Origin of the sequence: Candidatus Clostridium eludens (genome assembly GCF_045310515.1) — a bacterium.
GTDB lineage: Bacteria > Bacillota > Clostridia > Clostridiales > Clostridiaceae > Clostridium_B > Clostridium_B eludens.
Map to the genome: position 1 here is coordinate 56,406 of NZ_JBJHZX010000026.1, position 14,930 is coordinate 71,335.

The 14,930-nt window shown below is 31.6% G+C and carries 11 protein-coding genes and 1 riboswitch; of the genes, 1 reads left to right on the top strand and 10 read right to left on the bottom strand.

The window, feature by feature from the left end; genetic code table 11:
* Nucleotides 1–37 precede the first annotated feature (37 nt).
* The 5 genes from ACJDU8_RS16645 to ACJDU8_RS16665 form a co-directional block, all read right to left on the bottom strand.
* Nucleotides 38–2,383, bottom strand: coding sequence for a PEP/pyruvate-binding domain-containing protein (locus tag ACJDU8_RS16645; protein WP_406793280.1), 2,346 nt, complete (start codon nucleotides 2,381–2,383; stop codon nucleotides 38–40).
* A 16-nt stretch (nucleotides 2,384–2,399) separates the two neighbouring features.
* On the bottom strand, nucleotides 2,400–3,023 hold the full coding sequence (locus tag ACJDU8_RS16650; RefSeq protein WP_406793281.1) for a TetR/AcrR family transcriptional regulator: 624 nt from the start codon (nucleotides 3,021–3,023) through the stop codon (nucleotides 2,400–2,402).
* A 129-nt stretch (nucleotides 3,024–3,152) separates the two neighbouring features.
* Nucleotides 3,153–3,713 (bottom strand): GDSL-type esterase/lipase family protein, encoded by a 561-nt coding sequence (locus ACJDU8_RS16655; RefSeq protein WP_406793282.1) that lies wholly within the window; start codon nucleotides 3,711–3,713, stop codon nucleotides 3,153–3,155.
* 66 nt (nucleotides 3,714–3,779) lie between these two features.
* Nucleotides 3,780–5,006, bottom strand: a complete 1,227-nt coding sequence (locus ACJDU8_RS16660; RefSeq protein ID WP_406793283.1) for an MFS transporter — start codon at nucleotides 5,004–5,006, stop codon at nucleotides 3,780–3,782.
* A gap of 116 nt (nucleotides 5,007–5,122) precedes the next feature.
* Nucleotides 5,123–5,647 (bottom strand): peptidylprolyl isomerase, encoded by a 525-nt coding sequence (locus tag ACJDU8_RS16665; RefSeq protein WP_406793284.1) that lies wholly within the window; start codon nucleotides 5,645–5,647, stop codon nucleotides 5,123–5,125.
* Nucleotides 5,648–5,829: 182 nt separating this feature from the next.
* Here ACJDU8_RS16665 and ACJDU8_RS16670 point away from each other — a divergent pair, with 182 nt between their 5' ends.
* Nucleotides 5,830–7,524: a M3 family oligoendopeptidase gene (locus ACJDU8_RS16670; protein ID WP_406793285.1), complete on the top strand. Its 1,695-nt coding sequence runs from the start codon at nucleotides 5,830–5,832 to the stop codon at nucleotides 7,522–7,524.
* Nucleotides 7,525–7,611: 87 nt separating this feature from the next.
* On the opposite strand, the gene ACJDU8_RS16675 is transcribed toward ACJDU8_RS16670, so the two are convergent.
* From ACJDU8_RS16675 to ACJDU8_RS16695, 5 genes are all read right to left on the bottom strand, one after another.
* A complete protein-coding gene (locus ACJDU8_RS16675; protein WP_406793286.1) occupies nucleotides 7,612–7,971 on the bottom strand; it encodes a YopX family protein in 360 nt (119 codons plus the stop codon).
* Nucleotides 7,972–8,127: 156 nt separating this feature from the next.
* Nucleotides 8,128–8,412, bottom strand: coding sequence for a DUF2325 domain-containing protein (locus ACJDU8_RS16680; protein ID WP_406793287.1), 285 nt, complete (start codon nucleotides 8,410–8,412; stop codon nucleotides 8,128–8,130).
* Nucleotides 8,413–8,579: 167 nt separating this feature from the next.
* Nucleotides 8,580–8,692: riboswitch (SAM riboswitch) on the bottom strand.
* Nucleotides 8,693–8,964: 272 nt separating this feature from the next.
* Nucleotides 8,965–11,070 (bottom strand): DEAD/DEAH box helicase, encoded by a 2,106-nt coding sequence (locus ACJDU8_RS16685; RefSeq protein WP_406793288.1) that lies wholly within the window; start codon nucleotides 11,068–11,070, stop codon nucleotides 8,965–8,967.
* Complete coding sequence (locus tag ACJDU8_RS16690) at nucleotides 11,070–12,398, bottom strand: ATP-binding protein (protein WP_406793289.1); 1,329 nt, start codon at nucleotides 12,396–12,398, stop codon at nucleotides 11,070–11,072. Before ACJDU8_RS16690 ends, ACJDU8_RS16685 begins: the two co-directional genes overlap by 1 nt.
* On the bottom strand, nucleotides 12,388–14,496 hold the full coding sequence (locus ACJDU8_RS16695) for a tellurite resistance TerB C-terminal domain-containing protein (RefSeq protein ID WP_406793290.1): 2,109 nt from the start codon (nucleotides 14,494–14,496) through the stop codon (nucleotides 12,388–12,390). Before ACJDU8_RS16695 ends, ACJDU8_RS16690 begins: the two co-directional genes overlap by 11 nt.
* Nucleotides 14,497–14,930: the final 434 nt, after the last annotated feature.

The following is a 14,930-nucleotide window of genomic DNA, read 5'->3' on the forward strand; positions in this document are numbered from 1 at the left end:
ACAAGGTTCTAATGACTTATAAGAAGTCAAAAAGATTCTATTTAAATATTTGTACAGTTCCCTTTCCACCATCAACTATAACTTTATCTCCGGTTTTGAGCTTTGTAGTAGCATTGCCACATCCTACAACAGCAGGAATACCAAGTTCTCTAGCCACTATAGCAGCATGTGATAAAGGTGCTCCTATATCAGTGATTATGGCTGCAACTTTAGGAAAAATAGGTGTCCAGCCTATATTAGTAGTTGATGTAACCAATATTTCACCCGGAAGTAAATTTTCACCCTCCTCAGGATTAGCTAAAACACGAACATTCCCTTCTATCCTACCTGTTGCTCCAGCAAAACCTTTAAGCTCTTCAGAACTATTTGGTACAATAGCTAATGAAGGATCATAATAATCCACCCTTCTATTTGGATCTTTGACCCATTGGAAAGGGTTAAAACGTCCTCTTATAATTGATGGATATATGGGTAATTCTTTATATTTTCCGTAGTTTAGTTTTCTTGCGGCAATATTCTTTAAAGCTCTTTCATCTCCAGAAAGCAAATTTAAAACTTCATCAATATAAAGATAAAATATATCCTCACCTATTCCTGTAAGTTCTCCTGCCCTTCTCACAAAAACACGATTAATCCTATATACTCTTACATACTCTGCACGAGTTGCCTCTCTAATACGTGCGGCTTCCCATGCTTTTTTCATCCTTTTTTCAATTGACTTTACTTTTGAAGGAAATCGACTTTTAAGCCTCTTCCATGCCTCTTCATATTGAAGCCGTTGTTTCTTAAGAAGCTCTTCCACATCTATATTAAATTTTTTAAAATCCTCTACCTGCTTTTCAATCAGGCCTTCCTCTTCTGCAGTATCAGGTATAGATAATTCAAGTTCATGAGGTCCACGATGGCCATACTTTGAAAGATATTCTTCAACACTCATTTTCCCTTTAACCATATTTGATATACCCAAAACAGGTCCAAGACTTGCAAATTCTAAGTTTCCTCTTAGGTTAGATAGAAGCACACTAGCATCTTCAGTACCTGTTAACTTTTTTAGTTCATTACTGAGTTTATTGACTACAGCCACCATTTTTTGCCCACCCTTAACAGAAACCCATAACATTCTAGAACTATATAGTTGAATTTCTCTTTTCCATAAATCAAGCAGTTCATTCTCCGTTCTTGCTAATCTAATTGATAATGCTGTCCTTTTACACCAACTTGGTGTATTATGAAGAAATTCAGCCATGTTCTTTGATGCTTTTCTGGTGTTTATTAAAAAGCTTCTTACCCTAGGCAGTATTTCCTTGATATAACCCAATTTTGAAAATGGATAAACAGGTATACTCATTTCAACGGGTATATTTCCAAATATATCACTCATTTTTTCAACACCACTATTACTCCCAATTACAGAAGCCGCCGATGACAACTGGCTAATATTTGAATACATTCTTCCACAAATGTTACCCCAGAGATAGTATCCTGGTACTACACTAATTTCTTCATCCTGTGCCTTAAGTATGGACCAGGTCAGAGGTGTAGCTACATCAGACATTGCTTCTGCCACATTCGAATTACTCCAGAGATAATCTCCACACAAGGAATAATTTATTTCATAAGTATCAAGATTTCCTATATTTAAAGTTGTAATTGGCCTTGCTTGGAGTATATACAACTCTCCACTTGCAACAGCCCACTCTATATCTTGGGGTCCTTTAAACTCACTTTCTAATTTTAAAGCACACTTATATAATCTTTTTGAATATTTTATAAACCCATCTGGCCCGTCATATTTACCCTTAGGTTTTATAATTTTAAAGGAATGTGCATTAGCCTCTCCAGATACAAGTGATTCGCCAAAACCATGAACATAGTTGCCTACCATATGTGTCATATCACCTGTTATTGGATCAGCAGTAAACAAAACTCCTGAAATTTCAGACTGTACCATGCCCTGTACTACTACAGCTATTTTATGTGAGTCCTCCATACCTTGAAATCTACTGTACACTTTTACTCTTTCAGACTCTCTCGATTGGAAAACTGTTATTATGGCCTGAAGAACATCCTCCTTTTTAACATTAAGGACCGTTTCAAATTCACCTGCAAAAGAAGCTTGTGCTGAATCCTCACTCAATGCAGAAGATCTTACTGCAAATGCTGATTCTTCATTATTCTTCGTTATTTTTTCCAAATTACATTGTATATCATTCAAAGCTTCATTCTTAAGTTTTCCATACTCAAAAGCTTCAGATAAAACTATAAAACCTTTTGGTACAGGGTATCCACTCTGGTACATTCTAGCAAGCATGGAACCTTTTCCTCCTGCAAAGGACTGATTTTCCTGATTTAGCTGTTTGAAATCAACCACCATTTTTAACATACAAATCCCCCCTTTACTATTTATAAAAACATTTTTTTAATAACTTTATATATGAATCCATTTTTACTAATATCTCTTCATAATAAGACTGAGTTAGGGAAAGAGACTTTAATTTTTTATATTCTTCCGTTGAGATACCCTCCAAGGTCCATATAATAACTTTGACAGCCTGGTGTAAATCAATATCTTCCTTAAATTTTGATGTATCGAAGTCTTCAAAATATCTGTCAAGCCGATTGTTCATCATTTTTTTAGTCCTAAGCTCCAGATCGCTTTTTACATCATCAGCTTCCTCAACACTTGCAGACATAATAAAATTGAACATATCTGGATATTTATTGATTATTTCTATCTCTAATAAAGCTCTCTGCCGCAATCTATCAAAAATATCTTTTTCCTCTAAATCAGTTTTTTCAACTAAATCTTTAATAAATATTTTTACAGTATAGTCATAAATATATAAATATAGATCTTTTTTGCTGTTAAAATAATGAAATAGCATTCCTTTTCCTATATTTGCTGTCTTTACAATCTTATTTGTCGATGCATTTTTAAAACCCTTCTCTGCAAATTCTTTCATAGCTGCATTAATGATATACTGCTGCTTTTCAAGCTCTAGGCTTAGAAATTTTGAAAACATATTATTTACCTTCTTTCCACTCAAAATTGTGAAGCACAATAGACCACACTGGTCTACAATGTTATTATAACACCATAGACCAGTGTGGTCTATATAAATATTTATATATTTTCTGTTTTTGTGCTATCCTTATATAAAAATCATATCAGCTATTCTTTTATTTCCTTCCGAATTTAAATGAATACCATCAATATAATATCCTTCTTTTCCATATCCATTTTCCTCAGCAAATTCACAATAAAAGTCAAAAATTTTTATATTGTAATTTTTACAGAATTTTTTTAAGCAGTCATTAAACTTTTCTAAATCTTTATTTACATTTTGAAAATCACCCATAAACCCCCACCTGTCCGCTGCAGTTTTAACACAAACAGGTACAGGCAGCCCAATTAAAGGTTTTATACTGTTATGCATAATCTGAAAAACTATAGAAGCTATATTTGCCATAACCTGCTCTACTGGCAAATTCCATATAAAATCATTTGTTCCTCCCATAACCATTGCATACGATGGCTTTTCAAGGATAACATCATTATATAGCCTAGAAAGCATACCTGCTGAAGTATCTCCAGATATGCCTTTGTTTATAACTTCAATTTTTAATTTTTTCTCTAATAGGGCAGTCCATACTTCACGTCTTCTTACACCATAACCATATGTTAAACTATCTCCAAGACAAACAATTTTCATTTTCACCATTTCCTTTATATCAAATAATTCTAAGCTTTTTCACCTCATATTATTCATTTCCAATTATCATGTATCAGTCTTTAAACTTGATTCTCCATTTTGTATTAATATTTTACTGCCTATTAAGAAAAAACTTTGAATAAACATAAATATGCCTGTTCCTATAAGCAGCCACTCTATTTTAATCATATCGGATATTGGCCCAAATATCAGCATTCCAAGGGGCATCATAGAGCTGGATATCATGGTCAGCACTCCAAATACCCTGCCTAAAAAATCCTCTTGTACTTTCTCCTGCAATAATACCATAGAAGGTGTATTAAATAGTGGAATAGCTATTCCAACTAAACCCATAAAAAACAAATATAATATAAAATTAGGTGTAACTCCAAGTAAAAAAGTACATGTTCCTATGAGAAAACTTGACAATGTCATGGTATAAATCCTATTTTTAAATCCTCCCCAATAAGCCATAATAACTCCTCCTAATATCATCCCGCTGGAAAAAGCAATTTCAATTGAAGTTAACCTCCATACATCATTTCCAAAACTCCGTGATACCTGTAAAGGAGTTAAAAATGCAGCTGGAGCCGATAAAAAGAAAAATATCATACAAAATAAAAAGAATTTCTTTATATAAGCATGATTTTTGATATATGTAATTCCCTTTTTCATATCTATAAAATAACCATTGGTCTGTTTTTCTAATGCTTTATTATGAGCAGGAACGTGTAAAAATAAAATTAACATAAAAATTGCTATAGCTGCAGTTACAACATCTATAAAAAATATTACCTCTATTGTGGCTATAGTAAGAAGTGCTCCACTAATCATAGGAGATATCAACATAACAATTGATTGTATACTTCCATTTGTGGCATTAACTTTAGTGAGTTTACTTTCAGGTACAAGCTGAGGAATAAATGCACCTATTGCTGGAGTTTGAACAGCCGTTCCAAGAGCTCTTATGGCAGATATAACAAAGAGCAGCCACACTGCATCATATCCCAAGAGAAATAATATGGCCAGTACAAGCGTTGATATTGCAATAAAAGAATCCGATAAAATAATTAATATTTTTCTATTATACCTGTCAGCCCATACTCCTGCAAAAGGAGAAAGAAAAAATGTAGGGAGAAAACCGCTGACAATGGATATGGTCATCATAATTCCAGATTGTGTTTTTAATGTAATAAACCATATAATTGCATATTGAACTAAGGACGTTCCAAAAAGGGATATAGTCTGACTAGCCAAAAAAAGTATTATGTTCTTTTCCCAATTTCTATTCATATATAGCTTTCACTCCCATCATATTTAATCATAGACTTATAAAAAAATAGCAGTCTCAACTGACAATTGAGTGCTACTATTTTTAATATTTTTCACCATAACATTATTCTATAAGTTTAATCATCTATTTTTTGAGGTTCATCATATTTTTCGCCAAAAGTTTCTACAGTTACACTTTTCATCTTTTGATCTTCATAAGGTTTATCATCATAATCTCTTTTCTGTAATACTATTTCATCTACTTCTTCAATGCCCTCTGTAACTTTCCCGAAAGCAGCATACTGTCCGTCAAGGTGAGGTGCATTATCTGCCATTATAAAAAATTGTGAACCTGCAGAATCAGGAGCCATAGTTCTAGCCATGGAAATTACCCCTTTTTCATGCTTCAAATTGTTTTTAAAGTTATTAGATGAAAACTCACCTTTAATTGAGTAACCCGGTCCTCCCATTCCTGTACCTTCAGGGTCTCCTCCCTGAATCATAAATCCCGGTATAACCCTGTGAAAAATTGTACCATTATAAAATCCTTTTTCTACTAACGATATAAAATTATTTACTGTATTAGGTGCAGCATCTGGATAAAGTTCTATTTTCATCAGCTTACCATTTTCCATTTCAATTGTAACTATAGGATTTTTCATTCTTTTCCCTTCTTTCTATAATATGTAATACAGCATATGCCGCATTTATACAATAAACTTTATCAAAACCGCTGTCAAGTAAATAATTTTCTTTGTTCCAATGAAATATGAAATTATTTATTTTGAAAATTAATCCATTTATATTATAATATTAGTAAATTTAAACATATTGGAGGTATATTATGAAATTTAGTGAATTCAAATACGAAAGACCAGACTACAATGAAATCAAAAAGTCCATTAACTCTCTTGTGGATAAACTAAAATTAGCTGACAGCTGCGAAAAACAGTTTGAATGCATAAATGGTATAAATGACATAAGAAATCACCTGCAGACTATGGGAACTCTGGTTCAAATAAGACACAGCATAAATACAAAGGATAAATATTATGACGAAGAGAAAAGCTATTGGGATGAATATTCCCCTCTATACGACGAACTTGATTTTACATTTTACAAAGAATTGATTCAATCAAAATTCAGAAAAGAATTGGAAGAAAAACTAGGAAGGCAATTTTTCACCCTAGCTGAATTTTCTTTAAAATCTTTTTCACCGGAGGTGATAAAAGACCTTCAACTTGAAAATAAATTGTCATCAGAATATACCAAACTGCTGGCTTCTGCAAAAATTCCCTTTATGGGTGAAATAAAAAACCTATCCGGTCTCACACCTTTTATGCAGAGTAAAGATAGACAAATAAGAAAAAATGCTTCAGATGCCAAATATAAATTCTTTTCAGATAACGAAGGTGAAATTGACAGAATATATGATGATTTAGTAAAGGTGAGAACCAGAATAGCACAAAAATTGGGATTCAAAAACTTTGTGGAACTAGGTTATATAAGAATGAAAAGAAGTGATTACACTCCTGAAATGGTGGCTAAATTCAGAAATCAGGTGGAAAAGTACCTTGTACCTGCTGCTTCAAAGCTCTATGATAGGCAGTTAGAGAGATTGGAACTTAACACCCTTACCTATTATGATGAAAAATTTGAATTTACAACGGGAAATGCCAAACCAAAAGGCAGTCCAGAATGGATAGTTTCAAACGCCAGTGAAATGTACTCTGAGTTATCTTCGGAAACCGGGGAATTTTTCAAATTCATGCTGGAGGAAGAACTTTTAGATTTAGTAACTAAAGAGAACAAGGCCGGAGGTGGATACTGCACCTACATCCCCGATTATAAGGCACCTTTTATATTTTCAAATTTTAACGGCACTTCAGGGGATGTAGATGTTTTAACACATGAAGCCGGTCATGCCTTTCAGACGTATCTATCCAGGTGGATTGAAATTCCTGAGTGCATATTTCCAACCTATGAGAGCTGTGAAATACATTCCATGAGTATGGAGTTTTTCACCTGGCCCTGGATGAATCTATTCTTCCAAGAAGATGCAGATAAATATAGGTTTGCCCATCTTGAAAGTGCTGTGAAATTCATACCTTACGGAGTTACAGTAGATGAATTTCAACACTATGTATATGAAAACCCAGAGGTAAGTCCTGAGGATAGAAAGAGAGCTTGGAGAGCCATAGAGAAAAAATATCTGCCTCATAAGAATTATACTGGATGTGATTTTCTGGAAAGCGGAGGATGGTGGTTTCAGCAGTCCCATATATTCAATGTACCTTTTTACTATATAGATTACACTCTGGCACAGATATGCGCCCTTCAATTCTGGAAAAAAGCAGTGGATAATAGAAAATCTGCCTGGGAAGATTATATAAAAATATGCCATGTTGGAGGAACCAAGTCCTTTTTGGAGCTTGTGGAAATTGCTAATCTTAGATCCCCTTTCCAAGATGGATGCATAAGTTCAATTATAGAGCCTATCAATAATTGGTTCAATTCAATAGATGATAAAAAACTATAATTCAGACTTGTATATTTGATTAAACTTCCAGAATAAATTTTGTTCTGGAAGTTTATCACTATTTGACTATTAATTGTTCACTTATTACTATGAAAAAATATTACCAATAACAATAGCATTTTCATTAATCATCTGAATGTATAAATACTCGTTTTCCACATAGAAGCCATATAATTCCGTATCTTCACTTAGTTCCCCACATTCACCTATGAATTTTCCAAAAGAACATCTGCCAAATTTAACCGGAAGCTTTGGAGAACTTTTTTCATTATTTATTCCTATAATATCTCCTTCAAAAATTTCTACACCATTTTTATCCTTTAGTCCTGTAAATTCTGTAACTACAAACCTATCTTTATGGTTTGAATACTCTTTTGGATATGGGTTATTACTTATATAGAAACAATTATCTTCTTTATCCCAAATTCTAAATTTAAATTTTCTCATTTGATACCTCCTCATTATTGACTAGTTATTTTTGTGAAGATTTTTCACTGCTTTTTTTAATTAAATATCCAATACATACTGTAAATATATATTACTAAGTAGAACACTTAGTGTCTCAGTTTTTATAGAATATTTTAGATTGTACATATTTTTCATTTAATCAGTAAGTATATTTTTAATATTTGCTTGAATACATATCCATGAACGTTTTGAAAACATAACTAAAGTATGATTTTTTTTAGATTGTTTTTTTATTATTTTAGTCATGTTATGTCCTACAAAATCTGTAAGTACCAACACTAGATCCGTATTTTTAGGAATTTCTATTTTCTTATCCCCTTTTTTTCTACCTGTAATGTGGTTAACTTTATTAATTCCGTATTTATCTAGATTATCTTTAATGTTGTCAAGTCTGTCTCCTCCTACAATTAAAATATTCATAAAAATCTCTCCTCTTTAATAATATATAAATTTACTGATACTCAATCTCCACCTTGTTTATCTATAAACTTAATTCTAAATACAAGAAAAAGGCTATTTTCCTTATATATAAGAAAAATAGCCTCTATTAGCAAATAACATAACTTAATTTAATAAGACTTCTACTTTTCTTATCTTTCAGAGTATATAGTACACTCTGCAGGAATTGACACCGATGCATATAAAAAATGTCGGTTGTCGGGTTTCATAGGGCCTTTCCCTCCACCACTCTTGATAAGAGTATAATAATATATTAAGTTTTTAAGCACTCATTCCAATTATGTATACACCTTATATAATAGTGATTATATTTGCCTGTGTCAATACTAAATTTATAAAATCAGGGCAACGGCTTATAAAGAATAAATTGCATTATTAAACTTTGTCCTATTTATGGTACGGTTCACCATAGCCTACCCATATTATATTTTAGCCAACAAATTTATTATTGCTATTTTATTAAATACTAAATTCACAAATTAGTATCTATTTTCTTCATTCTTATTATAAAACCTAATTGCAATCATGCCCTAAATATATTTTTACTCCTTCTAAATCCAATTTATTTTTAATAATATATTTTATTCTCAAATTATCTGGTAACAGCATCCTATATTTATTAGAGGATAAATATACTTCTACCATTTCTGGATTATCTTTTAAATATAGAAATATTTCATCTTCAGTAAAGTTCTTTTCTATCACTCTACTTATATCTTTCTTTATATCAGGCCCACTTATAAATGTTTTACCATCCTCCAATTTATAATTTACACCTCCATACAACATATTAAGTAAAAGTTGTAGAGTTCTATTTATCTTCGTGCCTTGAAACGTTCTAAGTCCAACTTTATCATTCTTCTCCGTCCATTGAAATTTTTCATACCTTAAATTGTCTTTAGAAAGTTTTGATAGAACTTCTTTTATATTTTTATTATAATCAATCCAATAACTCTCATCTTCCAATATTGTTTTCATTCTATTTCTTATTTCGTTGGTTACATTGCCACTACTCCCTAAAAATACAGGGGGATTTCCATCTAAAGCCTTAGTTACATATATTTTTTTACTTCTCAATTCTATATCTTTTATTTTCCAAATACGTGCCGACAAAAATATATTTACCCCTGTATGTATGCTGGGAGACAGGGGAATTTCACCTATCTTTTTATGACTATTGTAAACAGAAAAATTATTTTCCGTTTCAAAATGGGTAAAAAATTCACTTCCTCTTAAAAGCTTTTCTGTTTCTAAACCTGTTATAGCTTCATTTTCTAAAATCTCTATATAATTCTTTTTTATTAAGTATTCTAATAGCTCAAAGTACTCATCATCTTCTATATCCTGCCAGCATCTAAAACTCCTATTTATATTTTTTAAATCTTCAAAAGACATTCCTGTATTCTCCAAAAGAATAGATATTATTTGATGAGCCAAAACATCATAAGGCTTCACTATAGGATCAAATCTATCTATTATACTCTCTTCATAAAGTGATAGTGCTGCTAACCCTTGCAATAAAGACCATTCATCAGTAGCTATAAAATGCAATATATTTTTTCTTGTAATTCTACCACTTCGTCCCAACCTCTGTCCTAAACTGGCTACAGAATGTGGAGCATTATACTGAACTATACTGTCTACTGAACCTATATCTATTCCTAATTCCAAAGTGGAAGTACAACATATAGTGAATAATTGTCCCCTGCTGCTCTTAGCAAACTTCTCCACGGTCAATCTCATATCCTTACTCACAGAAGAATGATGGGCAAAATATCTAATATCGGAGCCTCTCTCTTTTCCTAATTTACCAAGACCTACAGCTAATCTTTCAACTTCACCTCTTGAATTGGGAAATACCAGCATGGATTCTCTTTGAGAATAATCATAAATTTCTTCCAGTGCCTCTCCTGACTCTTTCTTTATATTTGATTCATAATAACTTTTAGTAGCTTCCAAAGGATTCTTGCTTTTATCAAGCAGTACATCTGTAGCTCTATTGCTTATAAAAAATTTCTTAACTTTTTTATAATCTTCTCCGTTTAAAGTAGCTGACATACCTATGAATCTAGGTTCTTTTTCCATATATAATTTTATTCTTTCTATTAGAGATCTCAATTGCATACCCCTATTACTTTCCAGAAAGCTGTGTATTTCGTCTACTATTATCCATTCCGTTTCCCTAAATAATCCTTTTGCTTCTCCGGGTCTCAGGGCTAACATAGCCTCTATAGATTCCGGGGTTATAAGTAGTATCCCTTTAGGTTCCTTCAAGAGTTTATTCTTTTTTTCCCTAGATGCTTCCCCATGCCAACTTGTAACGGGTATATCTATATAATTGCATAGTTCTAATATCCTCTTAAATTGATCATTTATAAGAGCTATTAAAGGAGATATATACACAATTTTAAGGCCGGAACTCCAGTCCTTTATGGAATTTATGGCTGGCAAAAATGCTGCCTCTGTTTTGCCAGAGGCAGTTGGTGCTGCCAATATTAAATTATGATCCGTATTATGAACATGTTTTATTGAAGCTTCCTGTATTCTTCTCAAACTTTCCCATCCTTCATCATATATATATCTACGTATTTCTTTCTGTAATAAATCAAAACTACTCATTATAAAACCTCAATTTCATCGTCCTTATTATCCTCGTCTTTAGTTACAGGCACAGCTTTTTTACCAAATTTCGCATAGATTATATTTTCAATACTTTTATCTGGATTTTGTCTTATTAAATCTAAAATTTCCAGATAATCTTTGATTACTGCTCGTGGAGTCAAAAATTCAGCCGCTCCAGGTCTGTTCAATTGCTCTTCCATATACATTTTTATATGTTCTGTTTTCATAGATATGTTTTCTTTATAATGGATATTATATATATTGATTAAATCTTCCAACAATGTGTATATTTCTTCAACACTTAAAGGCCTTAATGGTAAAACAGTTCTATTTGTATTCAATAGTTTAGAATCCATACTATATTCTGTTCCCAACCTTCCTTTCAAAGCTCCATAACTAGACATGCCTCGGTTTTCATCAAATACAGTTTTCCTTGTAGAACCAAAATTTACAAACAATCCTCTTGCTTTATTTGATTTACATTCATTAAATATATTTAATATTCTTTCATAATTCCTCTCTCTAGTCCGAGCCAAAGGCAATTTATAGAGATTAACAGCTTCATCAAAATTTACTACAAAACCAGAATATCCCATGTCTGAAAATAATTCTGCCAAATTTTTAATAGCATCATACCAGTTATCGTCATTTACTATTTTTTCAATCCCAAGTTCTCTTTTGGCTTCAGTCTTAGTATCTATGTCTCCACGAATCCATCTTAAAGCCTTTAGTCTTAATACTCTACTGTCTTCTACTATACCTTCATAATATTTTGCAATAGCTTGCCCTAATTCGTAAGATAAGCCAATTGAATTGAAAGAACTGGTAACATTTAATATCTCATTTTCTACAAGTTCCTTATTTTTTGTCATTAATACCTGGTTCATGGGTATACCTTCTTTTTCAGAAACATCCATAACAATCTTATTTATCCATTCTTCCAATATAGTATTTATGGCGTTTCCATCTTGAGAAGTCTGCACAATTATATTGCCTACTATCTCACTATACAAGGCTCTAGCCTTTCCATCTGACGCATAGAACCTTCTTGTTGGAGTTAAGTCTACTGTAGACACAGCAAATTTTTTTTGTACAGCAATAGACTCTATAGTTCTAAGCATAAAACTCTTTCCACTGCCAAAATCCCCCACCCAGAATCTTATATCACTTCCGCCCTGAATTATAGAATCTAAAATAGAAATAATTTCTTGAACTTCTTCGTTTCTTCCTACCAATAGATGGTGGATTCCCTTTCTTGGTACTATGCCACCCTCCAAGGCTTTTATAATATTATCCGCTTCCTTTGGATTTACCCTATTTTTCATTGGCCATCAACTCCTTTATCGTATCTACATAAAAATCATCTATCTTTATAAAATCATCTTCAATTACAATTGCCTGGTCCTGTATATGTTCATAAAGTTCTCGATTTACATCACTTATAAAGGCATTTAGGAAAGTGCCATTATCCATAGCTATTTTCTTTCCCTTTTCCACCCCTATAGATCCCATATTCAATATCAGCTTTAAAAAATCTTCATACTTAAACTCTAATTTATCATTATATTCTTCCTTTAGATTTTTTTCTTTAAAGTCCTCTTCTTCAAGCTCTTCATTATCTTCTTCATCACCTATATATTCTTTAAGAATCTCCACTGTTTCATTGAGTTCTTCCTTTGATTCTTCTACCTTATCCATATCTAATTCTATTTTCTTTCTAATGGGATTTTTCAATTCCATTAATCTATTTGAAAGATCTAATGACAATACCTCTCCAGATTGAAGGATATTTTTATACACAGAAATATTAGCTGGATGAATAATATTTTTAAGTAATCTAGCATTTCTTTGACTCAAGTTTTCTTCTCTCCCTATTCCATATAAACATATAAGTAATAAATTTTCATCTTCTGTATCCTTAATAATTTTCTTTGCCATATTTATAAAGTTTTCATCTTCCCTATAATCAATTAAAATATCTGTTCTTTTATTATTCTCTGCCATTAATACTTTCTCTACTTTAAGTTTCCAATCGTCAGGATCATTTTCTATCATCCCAGTCAATATTTCTTTTATCTCTTCCTCCGTCACATTTTCTTTATACTCTATAATTCTATCATTTATGTCTTTTACAAGTTCACTTGGTAAATATCCTTTAATATTATCTTTTTCCTTGCTAATATTTAAAATCTGTGTATTTGGCATAACCTCTCTTATGGCATTCTCTGAGATCTTTATTAAAGATGCCAAAACACCTCCATCTTCGTAATCTTCAAAACATATATATTTGCCATCTATTATCCCTTTTAAAGTAGTTTTGATCTTCTTTTCCCATTTTGGCTTTTCCTTAAGTCCATTCAATATAACCTTCCATATATCCAGATACAATACTATAATTTGCTTTTTTACCTCATATATTTCCCATACTTTTGTACCTCTCCTTGGAGTTGCCCCTAAAATATTTAGTTCTTTTCCGTTAAACTCTCTATTTATTCTAAATCTCCCATCTGTATCCCACCACTCTATTGGCAGTCCTGTTTTAGTTAAATTGAAATATTTCGTTGTTTCTCCAATCGGAGAAGACACACATTCTGCTAATTTCTCGGCCTCGTTAAATACTTTATCTTTTAAATTTTTACCTAAATGATCCTCTAATATTGTATATGAAAATTCCGGATTATAATAATTATAATTTCCACTGTACGCTTTAGTTACATGCCCTTCCGATATACAGTAAATTGTATATAAAATATTATTATAACGCCCATCTTCTACTTCTATCCTTCTTGATTCCCTATCTAAAGAATTCTTATTGTTTTTCAATTCCCTATCAATAAAATTGCAAAGATTTTTATATAAATTTATAGTTTCTTCCTTTACTTGTGATACTTTCATTATATTTCTTTCATAGGGCAAATCCAATCTCTTTATCCAATTAGTTTTAAAATCACTATCAAATTCATTTTCTTTAGGTATTTTAGAGGGTTGCACATTAGATACTTCAATTATTTTTAGTTCACCCATTTCCTCTTTTTTACTTGTTTCAATTATTTTTTCTTTTATGTACACATCATTTTTTTCTTCATTAACTTCACTTTTCAATTCCCCTATGTATTTATTTTTTTCAGTTTTATTATTTGCGTATTTCTCTTTCAATAAAATTACACCCCTAGCCATATAAACCATTCCTTCTATAATAGATATAAACATTAAGATGACTGCCAAATACGCTCTACCAAATTCTAAAGAACATATTGATAGCGTACAAAAAATAAACCCTGTCAGTTTTCTCTTCAGATAAAACCTATGTACACCAAACATTCCTAAAACGATTGATAGTATTCCTGCTATAAAAGGATTTTTATTAATTTCTTTAAATTCCACTGCACTTATAAAATAACTTGTTTTTTTATTAGATTTCATAGACTATAACACCTCCTATCAGAATACAGTATTAATATTTTTAATTCTACTCCCTTAAATTGATTCTTATAATTTCCCTCTTTAAATCATATTATAATTTATATATCATACATTTTCTATAAAATCTAAAACTATACAGTATTACCATGGAATTGTTTAGATGGAGAAAAGCATTTCTCTATAACAAACTCCACCTGAACTTACGAATCACTCGATTGGATAAATTGTTAAGACCATCATGAAAATTAGCCAGTGAAAAATTTTCACTGGCTAATTAAACTCTGATTCCTCTCTAAAAGCTTTTTGCATAAGGTGATTGGATATATTTCCTAATTATCCCGAAATATTTTGCATTTTAAATTTCAATTTGTCGACTTGATTGACAAAGTTGGCAAATTCGTTTTGGAGTTCTATTGGTGGCACTGGAATCTCTA